Origin of the sequence: uncultured Sphingomonas sp., from assembly GCF_964021865.1 — a bacterium.
GTDB lineage: Bacteria > Pseudomonadota > Alphaproteobacteria > Sphingomonadales > Sphingomonadaceae > Sphingomonas.
Genome location: NZ_CAXIAM010000037.1, coordinates 14,918 through 33,649, shown reverse-complemented (window position 1 = coordinate 33,649; position 18,732 = coordinate 14,918). Strand labels below are relative to the sequence as shown.

Genomic DNA, 18,732 nt, shown 5'->3' with positions numbered 1-18,732 from the left:
ATGCGCGGGATTGGCGAGCGGGCCCATCAGGTTGAAGATCGTCCGCCGCCCGATCCGGCGGCGAATGGGGGTGATGCGGCGCATCGCCGGGTGGTGGTTGGCGGCGAACAAGAAGCAGATGCCAAGGTCGCGTAGCGTCGCCTCGGCCTGTGCCCCGGCGCGTTCCATGTCGAGCCCGAGCATCTCCAGCGTGTCCGCGGCGCCGGCCTTGGACGAGGCGGCGCGGTTGCCGTGCTTGGCGACCGGCACGCCGCAGGCGGCGACGACGAGGCTGACCGCGGTCGAGACGTTGAGCGTGTGCTGGCCGTCGCCGCCGGTGCCGCAGACGTCGATCGCACCGGCCGGGGCGGCGATCGGAATCAGCCGCTGGCGCAGCGCGCGCGCCGCCTCGGCGATCTCGATGCTGGTTTCGCCGCGTTCGGCGAGGCGGATCAGGAAGTCGGCGACCGCTTCCTCGCTGGTCTTCGCGTCGAGAATGTCGGCGAACGCCTGCGCCGCCGATTCGCGCGACAGCGGCGACGACGGATCGGGCAGCAATGCCACCGTGGTCACGCGGCGATCCGCCCCGCATGGTTGACGCCGGCGAGTCGCAGGAAATTGGCGATCAGGTCGTGGCCGTGCTCGGTCGCGATGCTCTCGGGATGGAATTGCACGCCGTGGATCGGCAGCTCGCGGTGGCGCAGCCCCATCACCGAGGCATCGCCGGCGGTGGCGTTGACGATCAGGCTGTCGGGGACGTCGGTGACGATCAGCGAGTGATAGCGCGTGGCGGTGAACGGCGAGGGCAGCCCCGCGAACACGCCGGTGCCGTCATGTTCGACCGGGCAGGTCTTGCCGTGCATCAGGCCGCCACGCACGACCTTGCCGCCGAAATGCTGGCCGATCGCCTGATGCCCGAGGCAGACGCCGAACAGGGGCCGCCGTGCCTCCGCACAGGCGGCGACGAGGTCGAGGCTGACCCCCGCTTCGTTGGGGGTGCAAGGGCCAGGCGAGATCAGGATCGCCTGTGCGCCGCTCGCCAATGCTTCGGCCGCGGTGAGCGCGTCGTTGCGGACCACGCGCACTTCTGCGCCCAGTTCCATGACGTAATGGACCAGGTTCCACGTAAAGCTGTCGTAATTGTCGATCACCAGGATCATGCGTCCGCCATAGCCGATGCGTCGCCGACCGCAACCGCCGAGCCGCCCGTGCGTCAAAGGAATATTGCAGTGGCGCAAAGATTCGTCATGGCAGGGCAAACCGCCATGCGGAGAAAAGCGTGATCCCGCGCGTTCGCGGGACCAAGGAGAAAGACGATGCGCCGTCCGATGATCGCCCTGCTGTGTGCTACCGTGCTGGCGCTGCCGACCGGGGCCGTGGCGCAGGTCCAATCGGCGGGGGACACCGGGCGCGCGCCGCAGCGCGTGCGCAGCGTGACGCTGGAAGGCGACGAGAAATGCCCGGTCGCGCAGGGCGACGAGGTGGTGGTGTGCAGTCGCCTCAACCCGGACGAGCAATATCGCATTCCCAAGCCCTTGCGCGACAGCGCCGAGCCGGCGGCGAAGAACCAGGCGTGGACCAACCGCGTCGCGACCGCCGATCAGGTGAGCCGCGTGGCGGGCGGGTTGCCGGATACGTGTTCGCCGGTCGGGTCGGGCGGGCAGACCGGGTGCGCGCTGATGATGAACCGCGCGTGGGCGGCGGAGCGGCGCGCGGCGGAGAAGAACGATTCGATGATCCCCGGCGGCCGGTGAGGGTGCCACTGGCGCGGGCGGTGCCAGCCGCCGCGCTGGTTCAGTTGCTTGGCGAAGACCTCGCGGCTGGTCGGCGGTGAAGGAAGAAGCGGGATCCCGGATCAAGCCCGGGATTCAGCGTGACTGCCCGAAATTCGGCGTCGACGCCTGCCGCACCGCCTCGCGCGCGGCGGCGAGGATCGCGCCGGCCTTCGCCTCGCATTCGCGCTGTTCATAGGCCGGGACGCTGTCGGCGACGATGCCGGCGCCCGACTGGACGTGGATCGTGCCGTCCTTGACCACCGCGGTGCGCAGCACGATGCATGAGTCCATCGAACCGTCGGGCGAGAAATAGCCGACGCCGCCCGCGTACGCGCCGCGCTTCTCGGGCTCCAGCTCGGCGATGATCTGGCAGGCGCGGACCTTGGGTGCGCCGCTGACCGTGCCGGCCGGGAAGCCCGCGAACAGCGCGTCGATCGCGTCATGTTCGGGCGCGAGCCGGCCGACGACGTTCGAGACGATATGCATGACGTGGCTGTAGAATTCGATGCCGTAGCTGTCGGTCACCTGTACCGTGCCCGGCGACGCCACACGGCCAACGTCGTTGCGGCCGAGATCGAGCAGCATCAGATGCTCGGCGCGTTCCTTGGGATCGGCGAGCAGGCTGTCGCGGTTGGCGGCGTCTTCCAATGCGGTCTTGCCGCGTGGGCGGGTGCCGGCGATCGGGCGGATCGTGACCTCCCCGTCGCGGGCGCGGACGAGGATCTCGGGGCTCGATCCCGTCAGCGCGAAGCCGGGTAGGTCGAGGTGGTAGAGGAACGGCGACGGGTTGATGCGGCGCAGCGCGCGGTACAGCTCGAACGCCGGGAGCGGGAAGGGCGCGGTGAAGCGCTGCGCGAGCACGACCTGAAAGATGTCGCCGGCGGCGATATAGTCCTGCGCGCGCGCCACCATCTCGGCATAGCGGCCGGGGGCGAGCGTCGGGGTGAGCGCGATGTCGGTCAGGTCGGCGCGGGCGCGCGGCGGAAGCGCGGCGGCGGCGAGGCGGGCCTCGACCGCATCGAGGCGATCCTCGGCGGCGGCGATCTGGTCGCCCGGCGCGTGCGCGGCGTCGGGCCAGACCGGTGCGACGAGGAACAGTTCGTCGGCGAGCCGGTCGAACATCAGGATCACGGTCGGGCGCACGAACATCAGATCGGGGAGGCCGAGCGCATCCTGTTCGGGCTGCGGCAGTTTTTCCACCAGCCCGATCGTCTCATAGCCGAAATAGCCGACGAGGCACGCGAGCGCGCGCGGCAGTTCGGGCGGCAAATCCATGCGGATCGAGGCGACCAGGTCGCGCAGCGCCGCCAGCGTCGGCGCGGCGCAGGGGGCGAAGGCGTCGCGATCCTCCAGCCAGCGTGGGTTGATTTCGGCACGGTCACCCTGCGCGCGCAGCACCAGGTCGGGAGCGAGGCCGATCATCGAGTGGCGACCGCGCACCGCGCCGCCCTCGACGGATTCGAGCAGGAAGTCGCCGCGGCCGGGCTCGATCAGCTTGAGTGCGGCGGCGACCGGCGTCTCGGTGTCGGCGATCCGCCGCCGCCAGACGAGCGCGGGACGACCGGCGGCGAGCGCCGCGGCCGCGTCACTGGCCGGCGTCGCCACCGACAAGGTCCTTCTTCAGCTGGGCGATGGCGTCGGGATAGCGCTTGGCGCCCTGCGCGGCGGCGACGGCATTGGCGAATTGCTGTGCATATTCGCCGCCGATCGCGCGGCCGAGATCGACACGCGTCGCCTGGATCGCCGCCGGCTGCTTGCTGGCGTCGCCGGGCACGATCTGATCGACGCGCAGCACCAGCCAGCCACGACCGTCGGGCGCCTGGATGGCGCGTGCGCTGCCCTGCTTCAGACCGAACATCATCGCGAGCACCGGGTTCACCTGACCCTGATTGGCGGTGATCTGCGCGCGCGTCGCCTCGACGCGCTCGACCGGGGCCTTCACGCCGGCCTGCGCCACGGCGGTGGCAAGCGGGGTGCCGGCGTTGACCTTCGCAACGATCGCATTGGCGGCGGCCTGCGCGGCGCGGCGGGCGCGATCGGCGGTCAGGTCGGCGACGACCTGCGCGCGCGCCTGCGCCAGCGGGACCGGGGTGGCGGGGACGATGCGGTCGAGCGCGGCGATCGCGAAACCGCCGTCCTGCCCGATGCCGACCGTCGTCGGTGTGTCGCCGTCCTCGGCCGCGAAGCCGGCGGCGATCACGGGCGCGAGCGTCGCGTCGGGCTGCGTCTGCGGCTGGTCAGGGTTGATGCCGCTCGGCAGCACCGCCGGGGTGGTCTGGACGGTGAGCTTCTGATCGCGCGCGACTTCGGCGATGTTGGCGTTGTCGGCCAGCGCATCCTCGACCGCGTCGCGGATCTTGCCGATCGCGTCATTGGCCTTCTGCTTGGTCAGCGCGGCGACGATCTCGGAGCGGGCCTGCGCCAGCGTCTTGCCGGGGTCCTGCGTCACCTTTTCGACGCGCGCGACGACGAAGCCGATCGCCCCGCGCACCGGGCCGACGACATTGCCCTGTGGCGCGGCGAACAAGGCGGCGGCGACGGCGGGCGACGTCTGGGTGGCGAGCGCGGATTGCTCGACCGCGGTGATCGTGCGCGCCTCAAGACCGGCAGCGCGCGCGGCGGCGGCGAGCGGAGTGCCGGCCTTGACCTTGTCGGCGAGCGCCTGTGCGGCCTTCTGGTCGAGGACGGTCGCCAGCGTCACGTCGCGGAGCGGTTTGGGGGCGTATTTCGCCTTGTCGGCGTCATAGGCCTTCTGGATTTCGGCGTCGCCGGGCACCGCCTGCGCCGCGACCTGCTGCGGCGTGACGAGCGCGTAGCGGATCACGCGCCGCTCGGGCGTGGTGTAGCGCGCGACGTTGCGCTTGTACCAGTCCTGCACCTCGGCCTCGGTCGGTGCGGGGCCGGATACGCTGGCGGGGATCAGCGCCGCCTGCCCGGCGCGCCGCTCGAGCAGCAGCGAGGCGTATTGGAGAGCAAGGCGCTGCGGCACCTGGCTGGCGCCGACCGTCGGCACGATCAGGAATTGCGCCATCGTTTCGCGCGCGATCTCGCGCTGGACCTGCGCGTCGGTCATGCCGCGCTGCGCGATCAGGCGGAGATAGGCCTGCTGGTCGAACTGTCCGGTCGCGCCCGCGAAGGCCGGGATCGCCTTCAGCTCGCTGCCGACCAGCGCGCGGCTGACGCGCATCCCTTGTTCCTCACCGAACGTCTCCAGCGCGAGGCCGGTCAGCGAGCGGGTGATGAGGCTCTCCACGCCGCCGGCGCGGACGAACGTGGCCATGTCCAGATCGGGCTGCTGCTGGCGCGCGTTGCGGATCTCGTCCTGCGCGCGGCGGCGGATGTCGTCCGCGGTCACCTTCTCGCCGTCGACGCTGGCCAAGGGATGCCCGAGCAGCCCGCCGCCGCTCGCCAGCCCGGTGACGTCGCCGGCCGCGAACGCCAGCGCGATCACGATCAGGATGCCGAAGGTGACGATCATGCCGACCTTCGAATGGATGATGCCGCGGAGGAAGCTGAGCATGGAAGAGGCAGACCGGGACAGGAGTGAAGCTCGCCGCTTTAGGCACACGTCCGGCTGGCATCAAGCCGCGCACGCGTCTAACAGGTTTAACACCGAACAGGGAGAACGGACGTGCGGCGCAGGCTGGTGGCGGGCAACTGGAAGATGAACGGCGATCTGGCGTTGCTGCCGGAGCTGGATGCGGTGGCCGCCGCGGCGGCGGCGCATCCGGGAATCGACGTGGCCGTGGCGGTGCCCGCGACGCTGATCGCACCTGCGGCGCAGCGCGTGCCGGGGCTGGCGATCGGGGCCGAGGACATCCACGAGGCCGACAGCGGCGCCTATACCGGGTGCGTTTCGGCGGCGATGGTGCGGGAGGCGGGGGCGCGCTTCACGATCGTCGGGCATTCGGAGCGGCGCGAATATCAGAACGAGACCAGCCAGGACGCGTGGGCGAAGGCGGCGACGGCGCATCGCCACGGGCTGTCGGTGATCCTGTGCTGCGGCGAGACGGGCGCGGAGCGCGACGCCGGGCGCGCCGAGCGCGTGGTGCAGGCGCAGATCGAGAAGTCCTTGCCGGAGAAGGCGAACGGCGACTGGCTGACGCTCGCCTACGAACCGCGCTGGGCGATCGGGAGCGGGCGGACGCCGACGCTGGAGGAGATTGCCGCGATCCACGCAATCGCGCGCGCGAAGATGCGGCAGTTGATCGGCGCGGCGGCGGATGGGGTGCGGATTCTGTATGGCGGATCGGTGACCGGCGACAATGCGCGGGCGATCATGGCGGTGCCGGATGTCGATGGCGCGCTGGTCGGGGGGGCGAGCCTGACCGCGGCGAAGTTCGTGCCGATCATCGAGGCGGCGGGGTAAGGGGGCTGGCGGATCGTAACGCCGCTGGGAAGTGAAACGCCGTCGCTCCTGCCTGCGCGGGGGCGACGGGTTTCGAGGAAGGATGGAAGTCAGCCGAAGCGCTTCTTCAGCAGCGCCCATGTCGCGCGCAGGCCGTAGGCCTCGCCGCCCTTGGGGCGTCCCGGCCGGGAGGACGGGCGCCACGCGAAGGTGTCGAGATGCGCCCACGGCACGCTCGCCGGCACGAAGCGGCGGAGGAACAGGGCGGCGGTGATCGATCCCGCGAAGCCGCCGTCCGGCGCGTTGACCATGTCGGCCACGTCCGACTTCAGCATGTCGTCGTAGCCGTCCCACAACGGCAGCCGCCACAGCGGATCGTGGACGGCCGTCCCCGCCGCGAACAGCTCGGCGGCGAGCGTCTCGTCCTGCACGAACGTCGCGGGCAGATCGGGGCCGAGCGCGACGCGCGCAGCGCCGGTGAGCGTCGCAAAGTCGATCAGCAGATCGGGCGCGCCCTCGACCGCTTTGGTCAGCGCGTCGCCGAGGATCAGCCGCCCCTCGGCATCGGTATTGGTGTTCTCGACCGTCAGGCCCTTGCGCGTCGTCAGCACGTCGCCGGGGCGGAAGGCGTTGCCGGCGATGGCGTTCTCCACCGCCGGGATCAGCAGGTGGAGCCGCACCTTGAGCCGGGACTGCATCACCAGTGCGGCGAGCGCCAGCGCGTGCGCGGCGCCGCCCATGTCCTTCTTCATCAGGCGCATCCCTGAGGACGGCTTGATATCGAGCCCGCCCGAATCGAAGCACACGCCCTTGCCGACCAGTGCGAGGCGCGGGTGTGCGGGGTTGCCCCATTCGAGTTCGATGAGCCGCGGCGCGCGGTCCTTGGCCGCCGCCTGTCCGACCGCGTGGATCATTGGATAGCCGGTGGCGAGTGCGTCGCCGCGCGTGACGGTGACGGTCGCGCCATGCTGTGCGGCGAGCGTATCGGCCTCCGCCTCCAGCTCGGCGGGGCCGAGATCGCTGGCGCCGGTGTCGACCAGATCGCGGACGCGCGCGGTGGCGGCGGCGAGGCGGACGGTTTCCTCGATCGTCGCGACATCGGGGGTAAGCAGTACCCGCGGCGCGGCGGGCTCGACCTTGCGGTAGCGGGTGAAGCGGTGCTGCGTGAGCAGCCAGCCGAGCCCCGCCGCGCCGGTCGCGCCGCCGTCCGCGAGGCGGTACATGCCCTCGGGGAGCGACTCACCGAGCGAGGCGATCCGCCATGGGGAGTCGAGCGGTTCGTCGCAGACCAGCAGCATCGTCCAGTCGTCCGCCGCCTCGCCGGGCAAGATCGCGCGGTTGCCGGCGCCGCCGGTCACCTTGTTGGCGGCGACTGCGGTGCGGACGCGCATCGGCTGCGCGGCCAGCCAGTCGGCGAAACGATCGGGGTGGACGACGTGAATGTCGCGGGCGGGCTGGCCTCGATCGGGCTGGAGCAAGGCGCTAAAGTCGGTCATCGCGCGACCAAAGCAGGACTTGGGGCGGGGCGCAACGCGTGCGGTTCCCTTGGGCCACGCGCCATCCTACATCGCGCGCATGACGACACATTCGACTCGCATGTTGATCCTGGGCTCTGGCCCGGCCGGGCTGTCCGCCGCGATTTACGGCGCGCGCGCCGGAATGGCGCCGATCGTGGTGCAGGGCATCCAGCCCGGCGGCCAGCTGACCACCACCACCGACGTGGAGAATTATCCGGGCTTCAAGGAGGTGATCCAGGGGCCGTGGCTGATGGAGCAGATGCAGGCGCAAGCCGAGCATGTCGGCACGCGGCTGATGTGGGACACGATCGTCGAGGTCGACCTGACCGCGCGTCCGTTCCGGCTGATCGGCGACGGCGGCGACGTGTACGAGGGCGAGGTGCTGGTGATCGCGACCGGCGCGCAGGCCAAGTGGCTGGGGCTGGACAGCGAGGATGCGATGAAGGGCAAGGGCGTCAGCGCCTGCGCCACATGCGACGGCTTCTTCTATCGCGGCAAGAAGGTGGCGGTGATCGGCGGCGGCAATACCGCGGTCGAGGAGGCGCTGTACCTGACCAACCACAGCGACGACGTCACGCTGATCCACCGCCGCGACACGCTGCGCGCCGAGCGGATTTTGCAAGAGCGGCTGTTCGCGCATCCGGGCGTCAAGGTGTTGTGGAACAAGGAAGTTCGCGCGTTCGTCGACGGCGGCGGGAACGCCGGGCTGGTCGCGCTCGAGCTGGAGGACACCGTCACCGGCGCGCGCTCGCGGATCGACGTCGAGGGCGGGTTCGTGGCGATCGGCCACCATCCGGCGACCGAGCTGTTCCGCGGCCACCTCGCGCTCGACGAGGACGGCTATATCGCGGTCGAAACCGGGTCGACGCGCACCAGCGTGCCGGGCGTGTTCGCGTGCGGCGACGTGATGGACAAGGTCTATCGCCAGGCGGTGACCGCGGCGGGGACCGGGTGCATGGCGGCGCTGGATGCCGAGCGGTTCCTGGCGGCGGCGGAGTTCGAGGCGGTGAGGGAAGCGGCGGAGTAGGATCGGCTCGGCCTGACGCGGACGCCGACACGTCACGGATCGAAACCCGGTCGCGATCATTCCGCCACCTCACCTCCCGCGGAAGGAACGGCGCGTGCCGGTCGTCAGCAAGATCGTCAGGACCGTCCTCGCCGCGCTGCTGTTGCTCGTCATCGCGATCGGGCTGGCGATCACGATCGTGCCGCGCTTCCTCGACCGGCTCTATTACGAAGGTCCGGCGTCCGATCACTATGACGGCGCGCGCTTCTTCAACCCCGATGGCGACGACACGACGGCCCCGCCCGCGGGCGGCAGCCGTGGCGGGTTCCTCTGGCGGCAACTGACCGGCAGCGACGACCGCCCCGCGTGGCCGGACACCGTCGCGGTCGTGCCCGCCCGCCCGCCGGCGCGCGTCGAGGGCACGCGGATGCTCGTCACCTGGGTGGGCCACGCCACCGTGCTGATCCAGACGCAGGGGCTCAACATCCTCACCGATCCGGTCTGGGGCGAGCGCGCCGGCCCGCTCGGCTTCGGCCCGCGCCGTGTCGCCGCGCCCGGCATCCGCTTCGAGGATCTGCCCCGCATCGATCTCGTGCTGGTCAGCCACAATCATTACGACCATCTCGAGAAAGCGACGCTCCGGGGGCTTTGGCAGCGCGACCGCCCGACGATCGTCACCAGCCTCGGCAACGACAGTGTGATCGCGCAGACCGGTGCGCGCGCCACCGCGCTCGACTGGCGCGGCGCGGTGCAGGTGCGTCGCGGCATCCGCGTCGCGGTGACCCGCAACCACCATTGGGGCAGCCGCTGGTTCGCCGACCGCAATCGCGCGCTGTGGTCGAGTTTCGTCGTGCAACTCCCCGCGGGCGGCAATGTGTTCTTCGCGGGGGACACCGGGTTCGGCGATGGGCAATGGCCGGCCGAGGCCGCGGCGCTCGGCCCGATCCGGCTCGCGCTGTTGCCGATCGGCGCGTTTCGCTTCGTCCCCGGCCAGATGGTGTCGGGCGCGCATATCGGCCCCGCGCATGCCGCGTTGGTGTTCGAGCGACTGCGCGCGGCGCATGCCCTGGCGATCCACTGGGGCACGTTCCGGCTGTCCTACGAGGCGCGCGACACGCCGCCGCGGATGCTGGCCGCGGCGATGACATGCCTGAATCGCACCGGCTTCGACGCGGTCGCGATCGGGCGGACGGTCGAGGTGCCGCCTGCGACCAGCCTGCCCCCGCCGCCGACAACGACCCCCGCCGCGATGATCGCCTGCCTCGACACGCCAGCGGTCCGCGCGCTGCGATAGGAACACCAAGCCCTGCGGCTTGACGCTTTGACGGCTCTTCCACCCTAATCGATCCGATTATCGAGCTGGCCGGCCGCCTCGCTTATGCTCCGGTCACGTCATCGGAGAGAAAAGGGCGCATCGATGCTGTCAGCCAATCAGGCCACTGCGCGGGTCGGCACGAACACCATTCCGACGCCGTCGTTCGACCCGCCGGTGGCCCGCAACGCGCTCGACCGGCTGATGGCCAGTGCCTCGCGGCTCGACCAGCTTGCGCCGCCAGCCGCGCATGTCGTGGCGGAGGGTGACACGCTCACCGGGATCGCCGCGAAGCACGGCACGACCTGGCAGACGCTGGCGCGGATCAACGGCCTTTCCGATCCCGACCGGCTGACGATCGGCCAGCCGATCCGCCTCCCAGCAAGCGACGCCCCCGCGACCCACGTCGTGCGGCGCGGCGAGACGCTGTCCGGCATCGCGCAGGCGAACGGGATGGACGTCGCCACGCTCGCCCGCAGCAACCATCTCGCCGATCCCGACCGGATCGCGGTCGGCCAGACATTGCGGCTGGGCGGGACCGCGCCTGCGCCGCAAACCGCACGCGCTGCCCCGGCGAACACGCCGGCCGACATCCCCGCTGCCGCGACGCCGCGACTCGGCGCGATCGCGGAACGCTACGAGAGCGGCGGCCGTGGTCCCGGTACGGTGTCGACCGGTTCGGGCGATCCCGGCGGCGTCTCCTACGGCGTCTACCAACTGTCCTCGAACGGCGGCACGCTGCAGAAATTTCTCGCCAACGAGGGCAAGAGCTATGCCGCCGAACTCGGCACCGGTCCCGGCGGCGAGCGCTTCAACGCCAATTGGAAGGCGATCGCCGCGCGCGACCCGCAGGGCTTCCGCGCCGCGCAGCACGCCTTCATCGATCGCACGCATTTCCAGCCGGCGGTCGACGGTGTGAAGGCCGCGACCGGGCTCGACCTGTCCAGCCGCCACGCCGCGGTGCGTGAGGCGACCTGGTCGACCTCGGTCCAGCATGGTGGTGCGCAGGGCGTCCTCAATGCCGCGATCCGCAAGACCGACGCGCAGCTCGATCGCACATCCGCCGATTACGACCGCACGCTGGTCGACAACATCTATGCCGGTCGCGCGGATTATCTGAACGGGCTTGCCGACAGCGGCAAATACACCGCGCGGGAAGCTGCGCAGCTGGGCTCGATCGCCGCGACGCGATACCCGAACGAGCGGCGCGATGTCGCCGCGCTGTTCGCCGCCACCCCGGCTGCATCCACCGCGCCCGCGACAGCGGCCGAGGTGCGCACCGCCGCCGATTTCGCGAAGATCGTCGAGACCTCGGGCGACGCGCGGGCGCGTGCGGATCTCGCCGCGGGCAAGCAGGTGCTGGTCGCGATCCGCACCGACAGCACGACCGGGGCGCGCAACGGGCAGGGCGAGTATAACGATCGCTTCGCGCTGCTTTCGCGCGCCGCGGACGGCAGCTACCGCGCGCAGATGTTCGACGGGAACACCGAGCCCGCGGGCAAATATGCCGCGCGCGGCTATGGCGTCGACGTCAACGGCGACGGGCGCAAGGAACTCGGCCGCCTGATCGAGGGCAGCTACCGCTACGAGCTGCAATCGGGCACGTTCGCCGGCAACCGCTTCTTCCGCGCGACCGAGACGCAGCAGGCGTTGCGCGATAGCAACCATGACGGGCGCTTCACCGCCGCCGACACGGTCGACCGAAGCGGGGCGGGCCGCTCGATGCTGATCCACCAGGGCGGGAACGGCACCACCGGCTCCGCAGGCTGCCAGACGCTGAACCCGGCCGACTTCGCAGCGTTGTTGAAGGGGCTCGGCGCGCAGCACAGCTTCAGCTACGTGCTGGTCAACGCCAACCGCTGATCGCTTTCGGAGGCTCCATGCGACCCGTCCTCGCCGCCTTGCTCCTGCTCACGGCGTGTGGCGAGCCCGGCGCGGCGCAACCGGATCGTGCCACGGGCAACACGCCCGCTTTGGCCACTGGCACGCCCACGCCGGCCGCCACCGTCGCCGCCGCGTGCGAGCCCGATGCCCCCGAAAGCCCGTGCCCGGTGGTCGGGCACTGGCGGATCATCAAGACCTTCAACCCCGCCGCGGCCGATCCGACCGTCGATGACATGGGCATGACCGGCGCGACGCTGACCGTCACGGGCAACGGCGCCGGGCCGGGCGTGCTCCGCTGGGACGGCCCCGACACCGGGCAGTTCGACATTTCCGATGTTTGCACCGGGCCGTTCCTCAGCCCCGCCGCGAAGCCGCACCCGGATGCCTCGCGCGCGGTGCTGACCCGCGCGCTCGCCGCCTGGGGCGTCAAGGCCGACGCTGCGGCGGCGCGGCATCTCGGCTGCGACGACGGCCATTGGTCGGTGCCCAGCGATCCGTCCGGCCAGTGGTACGGTCTGGTGCTGCCGCTCGGCCGGACGATGGCGTTCGAATGGTACGACGATCGCATGATCCTTGCCGAACGGATCGACTGACCGCGGCAAGATACTTGCTTTGTTCCGCTTTTTGCTGGCGACGCGCGGGTTGGCCTGTTAATGTGCGGGTATCACCGTGGCCGCTCCCCGCAAGATCATCCATATCGACATGGACGCCTTCTATGCGTCGGTCGAGCAGCGCGACGCGCCCGAATTGCGCGGCCGGCCGGTCGCGGTCGGCGGCAATCGCGCGCGCGGGGTGGTCGCGGCGGCCAGCTATGAGGCGCGCGCGTTCGGGGTGCGCTCGGCGATGCCCTCGGTCGTTGCGGCGCGACGCTGTCCCGACCTCGTCTTCGTGCCGCCGCGCTTCGACGTCTATCGTGCGGTCAGCCGGCAGATCCACGCGATCTTCGCCGATTATGCCGATGCGATCGAGCCGCTGTCGCTCGACGAAGCCTATCTCGACGTCAGCGAGGATCGCCGCGGGCTCGGTTCGGCCAGCGCGATCGCCGCCGAGATCCGCGCGCGGATCAAGGCCGATACCGGGCTCACCGCCTCCGCCGGGGTCAGCTACAACAAGTTCATCGCCAAGCTCGCCTCGGACCAGAACAAGCCCGACGGCCTGTGCGTGATCCCGCCCGCCAAGGGCGCGGCGTTCGTCGCCGCGCTGCCGGTCAAGCGCTTCCACGGCATCGGCCCGGTCACCGCCGAGAAGATGGCGCGGCTGGGCATCCACACCGGCGCCGATCTGCGCGACCGTCCGATCGCTTTCCTGCGCGCGCATTTCGGCAGCCACGCCGATTACCTGCACGGCGCGGCGCGCGGGGTCGACGACCGTCCGGTGCGTGCCGAGCGCCAGGCCAAATCGGTGGGCGCGGAACGCACCTTCGACACCAACCTCTCCGATACGGCCGAGATCGACGCCGCGCTGGAGACGGTCGCGGCCGCCGCCTGGACGCGCGTGGAGCGTGCCGACGTTCGCGGGCGCACCGCGACGCTGAAGCTGCGCCGCGCCGATTTCACCACGCTGACCCGCGCGCGCTCGGTCACCGGGGTCATCGAGACGCAAGACCAGTTGCTCGATCTCGGGCGCGGACTGCTCGCGCCGTTGCTCCCCACGCCGGGCGGAATACGACTGCTCGGGTTGACGCTGTCGGGCATCCTGCGCGACGAGGAGATCGATCAGCCTGCGCTGCCCCTTTGAAATGCAAGGAATTGCCGATGAAGCCGCCGATCGGCCCCGCCACCCGCCTGTGCATGTCGCTCGCCGCGCGCCCCGGCACCTTCGGATCGCGTTTCCATAACCACCTCTACGACGCACTGGGTCTGGACTATGTCTACAAGGCGTTCACGACCGACGATCTGACCGGCGCGATCACCGGCATCCGCGCGCTCGGCATCCGTGGTTGCGCGGTATCGATGCCGTTCAAGGAAAGGGTGATTCCGATGCTCGACGGCCTGCGTGACAGCGCGGCGGCGATCGACAGCGTCAATACGATCGTCAACGACGAGGGCGAACTGCTCGGCTACAACACCGACTACAGCGCGGTGCGCGACCTGATCGCGGACCTGCCGCGCGTGCCGTTCATGCTGCGCGGGAGCGGCGGGATGGGGAAGGCGGTCGCCACCGCGCTGGTCGACGCCGGTTTCTCCGACGGCACGATCGTCGCGCGCAACGAGGCCGCCGGACGCGCGCTTGCGGAGCGGCTCGGCTGCCGCTGGCAGGCGGAGGCGACCGGGGAGACGCCGCTGCTCGTCAACGTCACCCCGCTCGGGATGACCGGTGCGGATCAGGACGCGCTCGCCTTCACCCCCGAGCAGATCGCGGCGGCGCAGATCGTGATCGATGCGGTGGCCAAGCCGGTCGAAACCCCGCTGCTGCGCGCGGCGCAAGCCGCGGGCAAGACGGTCGTCACCGGCGCGCAGATCGCCACATTGCAGGCGTTGGAACAGTTCGTCCTCTACACCGGCGTGCGGCCGACCGACGCACAGGTCGCCGCGGCGGAGGCGTATGCGCTGAACTAAACCCACCAGTCGCCCCGGCCTTGAGCCGGGTCCCGCTTCTTCTTCTGCCGTGGGTAAGAAGCGGAGCCCGGATCAAGTCCGGGGCGACGATGGTCAGGCCGCCAGCACCTTGAGTCCGGTGCGGTCCTCCAACGCCTGCGCGCCGAGCACCACCGCCCCCAGCGGCCCGGCATTGCCGCCCAGCGCGGCGGGCACGATGAACGTGTCCATGTCCGCCACCGCCGACAATGCGACATAGCCGTTCAGGCTCGCCGCGGTCGCTGCCCTCAGGCGCGGCAGCAGCCACGGATTGCCGACCATCACCCCGCCGCCCAGCACGATCCGTCGCGGCACGCCGGTCAGCGTCAGCGTCGCGAACAGCGACGACAGCGCGCCGACCACCGTTTCCCACGCCGCGTGATCGTGCGGCAAATCCTCACCCTTGATTCCGGTCCGTGCCGCGATCGCCGGGCCGGCGGCCAGCCCTTCGACGCACGCACCGTGATACGGGCACGATCCCGCCCAATCGTCGCCGGGCAGCCGCACCGGACGGATGTGCCCGAATTCGCTATGCGTCAGCCCGTCGACCGGCCGCCCGTGCGCGATCATCCCCGCGCCGACGCCGGTGCCGACCGTGACATAGGCGAGGTCGCCCAGACCCTGTCCGGCGCCCCACCGCGCCTCGGCCATCGCCGCGCCGACCACGTCGCTGTGGAAGCCGACCGGCACGTCATAGCGCGCCGCCAGCCGCCGCGCGATGTCGGTGCCCGCCCAATGCGGCTTGGGGGTCGAGGTGATCTTGCCGTAGTCGGCCGATTGCGGATCGATCGAAACGGGGCCGAAGCTGGCGATGCCGATCGCCGCGACACCGCGCCACTTGTCCATCGCCGCCTCCAGCGCGGGCAGCGTCTCTTCGGGGCGGGTAGTCGGAACGCGCACTTCCTCCAGGATCGCGTCGGGTCCGCTGGAGAGCACCGCGATGCACTTCGTGCCGCCCAGTTCCACGCCCGCGATCAACGGCAGCTGCGCCATTCAGTCTTCCTCCTCGGCCGCGGCATCGATCCGCCGCAGCATGTCCGTGAACCGCGCCAGTTCGCCAACGTCGAAGCGCCCGAAGATCCGGCGCTCCAGCGCGACGGCCTGCGGCGCGACCTGCGCGTACAGCGCTTCGCCCTCCGGGCTCAAGCGGAGATGGTGCGATCGCCGGTCGGTGGCGTTGGGGGTGCGCGTCAGCAGCCCGCGCTCGGTCAGCGCGATCGCGGCGCGGCTGACCGTGACCTTGTCCATCCGGCTGCGCTCGCCGAGCTGCGCCTGCGTGACCGGCGCATATTCGGCGATCAGCGTCACCAGTCGCCATTCGGGCACCGTCAGCCCGAACGCCGCCTCATAGGCATCCGCGATCCGTCCGCTGACCCGGTTCGAGGTAACCGACAGCAGATACGGGAGGAACTGCTCGAGATGGAGGCGTTCTACCATGGGACACCCAACAGAATACGGGAAAGAAACGATCGGAACCAGAACCGGAAACGTTGCATTAATGTGACAACAGGCACAAGGACCCCTTCCACTTTCGCGGAGTCACATTCGGGAGGCGCAACGGAGCAGACGATGGCAGCAATCACGGCGAACGGTATCCAGATCGAATATGAGGACGAGGGGCCGCGCGACGGCCAGCCGATCCTGATGGTGATGGGCCTGGGTGCCCAGCTGGTACGATGGCCGCAGTCGATGGTCGATGCCCTGGTGGAGCGTGGCTATCGCGTCATCCGTTACGACAATCGCGACGTGGGCCTGTCGACCAAGTTCGATCACCTGGGCGTGCCACACATCGTGTGGACCGCGATGCAGATGCAGTTCGGGCGCGTCCCCGCCGTCCCCTACACGCTGACCGATATGGCGCAGGACGGCATCGGCCTGCTCGACGCGCTGGGCATCGGCCGGGCGCATGTCGTCGGCGCGTCGATGGGCGGGATGATCGCGCAGTTGATGGCGGCGCGCTGGCCCGAACGGGTGCGGACGCTCACCTCGATCATGTCGACCACCGGGCATCCGAATTGCTCGCGGCCGACGATGCGCGCCACCGCGCTGCTGCTCCGCCATCCCAAGAGCGACGATATCGAGGCGATCGTCGCGCATGGCTCGATGGCTGGTCGCGCGGTGGGCGGTCGCTTCCCGATCGAGGATGCGATCATGGCCGAGCGGATCCGCGCCGAAACGCTGCGCAACCGCTGCCCGACCGGTTTCCTCCGTCAGATGGCGGCGATCGTCGCCGATGGCGATCGCACCGACCGCCTGCGCCGGATTACCGCGCCGACGCTGGTGATCCACGGCAGCGACGATCCGCTGGTGCCGGTTGCGGGCGGGCGCGCGACGGCGCAGGCGATCCACGGCGCGCATTTCATGGAAATCGACGGAATGGGACATACGCTGCCGCCCGAGCTGGTCGACCCAATCGTCGCCGCGATCGACGACCACATCCGCCATCGCCGCCGCGATCCGATTCCGCAGGCCGCGTAGCCCTAGACGCCCCGCGCGCGCGGCGTGCCGCGACGACCACATCTGCGCCGAGGATCATCATCCAGCTTCCCGGCTCGGGAGGTGACTGGCGCGTTCTTCAACGTAAAGCGAAGATCGTCGATCCGCGCCGACGGACCAAAGCATCTGAAATCCGGATCGCGGCACCGCGGTTCATCCTTGTCATCGAAGCCGATGTCGCTGCCAACAACGAGACGATGAAAGCCGTTCGTTTGGTGCCGTTCGCATGCTCCGTCGCCCTGATCCGACGCAAGCGCGCGGTTGGCATAGCACTTCAACCCCGATGTGTCCGTTATTCCGCGCTTTCGTGCTACACTGGCGACGCTCTCCGTTCCGCCGTTGCAAGAGGACGCGCATGTTCGTCGACTTTCGCGATCAGCCCCCGCCACCGCCCTGGCAGCCGCCGCGCCGTCATCCGCGACTGACACCGAAGCAGGAAAAGGCGCTTGCGGCGATCATCGGCTTCAACGTCGTCCTGTTGATCGTCGCCCCGATCGGCGGCGCCACCCTGATCGGCGCGCTGATGCTGCTTTTCCACTGACGAAATATTATAACAAACCTAGGTATCCCGGACGCTTGCCGCTTGCGTCAACGTCGGGTTATACGATGCCATCGCGCCGGGGGGCCGTGATTCGGGGGGAATTCCGTGACGCTGGACGTGGCGACACTGTTCATCGCCAGCATGGCGATCGAATTCGTGATGGCGCTCTACTTCTGGACGCTGTGGCTCGGCCGCCGCGAACAGCGTGTGCACCTCTGGGTCGCCTGTTCGATCACCGCGGGGGTGCTCGGTTGCTTCTGCTACATGCTGCGCGGCATTGCGCCGGAGTGGATCGCCGTCTGGGCGGCGCAGGTCTGCTTCATCCAGGTCTTTGCGTTCCTGTGGGGTGGCGTGCGGCTGGTCCATGCGCGGTCACACCCTGCGTGGGCGGTATGGAGCGGCAGCCTCGTGTGGACGGCGTTCTGCCTGATCCCGCCGCTCTTCGCCGCGGAAGCGCTGCGAAACGTCGTCGCGACGCTCGCCTTCACCGTCTACTGCCTTGCGATGACGGGAGAATTGCTACGCCAGGCAAGCGCGCGAACCGCGCCGGCGCGCTGGCTGACCGGTGGGCTGCTCGTGCTCGTCTCCGCGGTGTCGCTGACGCTCGCCGCCTATTCGTCGCTCCACAGCGCGCCGGTCCGCCCGCTCGCCAGCGCCTCGGTGCTGCCGGGGCTGTGGCTGCTGCTCTACACCGCCATCTACATTACGCTCGTCGTGTCGCTCACCACGCTTGAACTCGGCAACGAAGCGCAACGGCAGCGTGAGGCCGCGACCACCGATTCGCTGACCGGGCTGCTCAACCGCCGCGCCTTCATGGAGCGCGCGACGCCCGCCGCCGCGTTGCCGGGTGGCGCGACCTTGCTGATGCTCGACATCGATCATTTCAAGCAGGTCAACGATCTGTGGGGCCATTCGGCAGGCGACCGCGCGCTGGTGTTGTTCGCGGGTGCGCTGCTCGACGCGACCGGTGGCGTCGTCGGGGCGGTCACGGCGCGGATCGGTGGCGAGGAATTCGCGGTGCTGCTGCCCGGCGGCTCGCGAGATGAGGCGGCGGCGCTGGGTTCCCGCATCGCCGCGCGCGTCCGCGAATTGCGGCATACGCCCGGCGCGGCGCGGATGACGGTGAGCATCGGGCTTGCCGAGAGCGATCCGGTCACCCCGACGCTCGACGCTCTGCTGACCGGCGCGGACCGCGCGTTGTATCGCGCCAAACGCGCCGGCCGCGACCGTCTCGAATATGACGCCGCTCCGTTCGCGCCGGGCCTTGCTGCCTGATCCACTTGAACGGGCGATATGTT

18 protein-coding genes are annotated in these 18,732 nt (G+C 70.1%); 11 read left to right on the top strand and 7 right to left on the bottom strand.

The window, feature by feature from the left end; translation table 11 throughout:
* Both trpD and AADI75_RS10885 read right to left on the bottom strand, forming a co-directional pair.
* Positions 1-552: anthranilate phosphoribosyltransferase (gene trpD / locus AADI75_RS10890; RefSeq protein ID WP_341209054.1), on the bottom strand; the 552-nt coding region annotated here is incomplete at its 3' end.
* Complete coding sequence (locus AADI75_RS10885; protein WP_341209053.1) at positions 549-1,139, bottom strand: aminodeoxychorismate/anthranilate synthase component II; 591 nt, start codon at positions 1,137-1,139, stop codon at positions 549-551. The genes trpD and AADI75_RS10885, both read right to left, overlap by 4 nt.
* A 156-nt stretch (positions 1,140-1,295) precedes the next feature.
* On the opposite strand from AADI75_RS10885, the gene AADI75_RS10880 reads away from it, so the two are divergent.
* The gene (locus tag AADI75_RS10880) at positions 1,296-1,733 is read left to right on the top strand and encodes a hypothetical protein (RefSeq protein ID WP_341209052.1); all 438 of its coding nucleotides are present in this window, start codon (positions 1,296-1,298) and stop codon (positions 1,731-1,733) included.
* Between the two features lie 114 nt (positions 1,734-1,847).
* On the opposite strand, the gene AADI75_RS10875 is transcribed toward AADI75_RS10880, so the two are convergent.
* The gene (locus tag AADI75_RS10875) at positions 1,848-3,359 is read right to left on the bottom strand and encodes a chorismate-binding protein (RefSeq protein WP_341209051.1); all 1,512 of its coding nucleotides are present in this window, start codon (positions 3,357-3,359) and stop codon (positions 1,848-1,850) included.
* Positions 3,340-5,274 (bottom strand): peptidyl-prolyl cis-trans isomerase, encoded by a 1,935-nt coding sequence (locus AADI75_RS10870; RefSeq protein ID WP_341209050.1) that lies wholly within the window; start codon positions 5,272-5,274, stop codon positions 3,340-3,342. The genes AADI75_RS10875 and AADI75_RS10870 overlap by 20 nt, the downstream gene beginning before the upstream one ends.
* Before the next feature lie 111 nt (positions 5,275-5,385).
* Here AADI75_RS10870 and tpiA point away from each other — a divergent pair, with 111 nt between their 5' ends.
* Entirely contained in the window at positions 5,386-6,123 is a 738-nt protein-coding gene (gene tpiA, locus AADI75_RS10865; protein ID WP_341209049.1) for a triose-phosphate isomerase, read from the top strand.
* A gap of 89 nt (positions 6,124-6,212) precedes the next feature.
* Here the strand turns inward: tpiA and AADI75_RS10860 are convergent, their stop codons facing one another.
* Positions 6,213-7,598, bottom strand: coding sequence for a leucyl aminopeptidase family protein (locus tag AADI75_RS10860; protein WP_341209048.1), 1,386 nt, complete (start codon positions 7,596-7,598; stop codon positions 6,213-6,215).
* A 79-nt stretch (positions 7,599-7,677) separates the two neighbouring features.
* Here AADI75_RS10860 and trxB point away from each other — a divergent pair, with 79 nt between their 5' ends.
* The 6 genes from trxB to AADI75_RS10830 all read left to right on the top strand — a co-directional run bounded on the left by trxB (position 7,678) and on the right by AADI75_RS10830 (position 14,379).
* The gene (trxB, locus tag AADI75_RS10855; protein ID WP_341209047.1) at positions 7,678-8,646 is read left to right on the top strand and encodes a thioredoxin-disulfide reductase; all 969 of its coding nucleotides are present in this window, start codon (positions 7,678-7,680) and stop codon (positions 8,644-8,646) included.
* A 94-nt stretch (positions 8,647-8,740) separates the two neighbouring features.
* Positions 8,741-9,919 carry an MBL fold metallo-hydrolase gene (locus AADI75_RS10850; RefSeq protein ID WP_341209046.1) on the top strand — a complete coding sequence of 393 codons (1,179 nt, stop codon included), beginning with the start codon at positions 8,741-8,743 and terminating at the stop codon, positions 9,917-9,919.
* A gap of 123 nt (positions 9,920-10,042) precedes the next feature.
* On the top strand, positions 10,043-11,800 hold the full coding sequence (locus AADI75_RS10845; protein ID WP_341209045.1) for a LysM peptidoglycan-binding domain-containing protein: 1,758 nt from the start codon (positions 10,043-10,045) through the stop codon (positions 11,798-11,800).
* 17 nt (positions 11,801-11,817) lie between these two features.
* Positions 11,818-12,414 (top strand): hypothetical protein, encoded by a 597-nt coding sequence (locus AADI75_RS10840; protein WP_341209044.1) that lies wholly within the window; start codon positions 11,818-11,820, stop codon positions 12,412-12,414.
* Between the two features lie 76 nt (positions 12,415-12,490).
* Complete coding sequence (dinB, locus tag AADI75_RS10835) at positions 12,491-13,558, top strand: DNA polymerase IV (RefSeq protein ID WP_341209043.1); 1,068 nt, start codon at positions 12,491-12,493, stop codon at positions 13,556-13,558.
* 17 nt (positions 13,559-13,575) lie between these two features.
* Entirely contained in the window at positions 13,576-14,379 is an 804-nt protein-coding gene (locus AADI75_RS10830; protein ID WP_341209042.1) for a shikimate 5-dehydrogenase, read from the top strand.
* 93 nt (positions 14,380-14,472) lie between these two features.
* Here the strand turns inward: AADI75_RS10830 and AADI75_RS10825 are convergent, their stop codons facing one another.
* Complete coding sequence (locus tag AADI75_RS10825) at positions 14,473-15,390, bottom strand: ROK family protein (RefSeq protein WP_341209041.1); 918 nt, start codon at positions 15,388-15,390, stop codon at positions 14,473-14,475.
* Positions 15,391-15,834, bottom strand: a complete 444-nt coding sequence (locus AADI75_RS10820) for a MarR family transcriptional regulator (RefSeq protein WP_341209040.1) — start codon at positions 15,832-15,834, stop codon at positions 15,391-15,393.
* Positions 15,835-15,966: 132 nt separating this feature from the next.
* Between AADI75_RS10820 and AADI75_RS10815 the strand changes: the two genes are divergently transcribed.
* From AADI75_RS10815 to AADI75_RS10805, 3 genes are all read left to right on the top strand, one after another.
* The gene (locus tag AADI75_RS10815) at positions 15,967-16,875 is read left to right on the top strand and encodes an alpha/beta hydrolase (RefSeq protein WP_341209039.1); all 909 of its coding nucleotides are present in this window, start codon (positions 15,967-15,969) and stop codon (positions 16,873-16,875) included.
* 373 nt (positions 16,876-17,248) lie between these two features.
* Complete coding sequence (locus AADI75_RS10810) at positions 17,249-17,434, top strand: hypothetical protein (protein WP_341209038.1); 186 nt, start codon at positions 17,249-17,251, stop codon at positions 17,432-17,434.
* 105 nt (positions 17,435-17,539) lie between these two features.
* Positions 17,540-18,709 carry a GGDEF domain-containing protein gene (locus tag AADI75_RS10805; protein ID WP_341209037.1) on the top strand — a complete coding sequence of 390 codons (1,170 nt, stop codon included), beginning with the start codon at positions 17,540-17,542 and terminating at the stop codon, positions 18,707-18,709.
* Positions 18,710-18,732 lie beyond the last annotated feature (23 nt).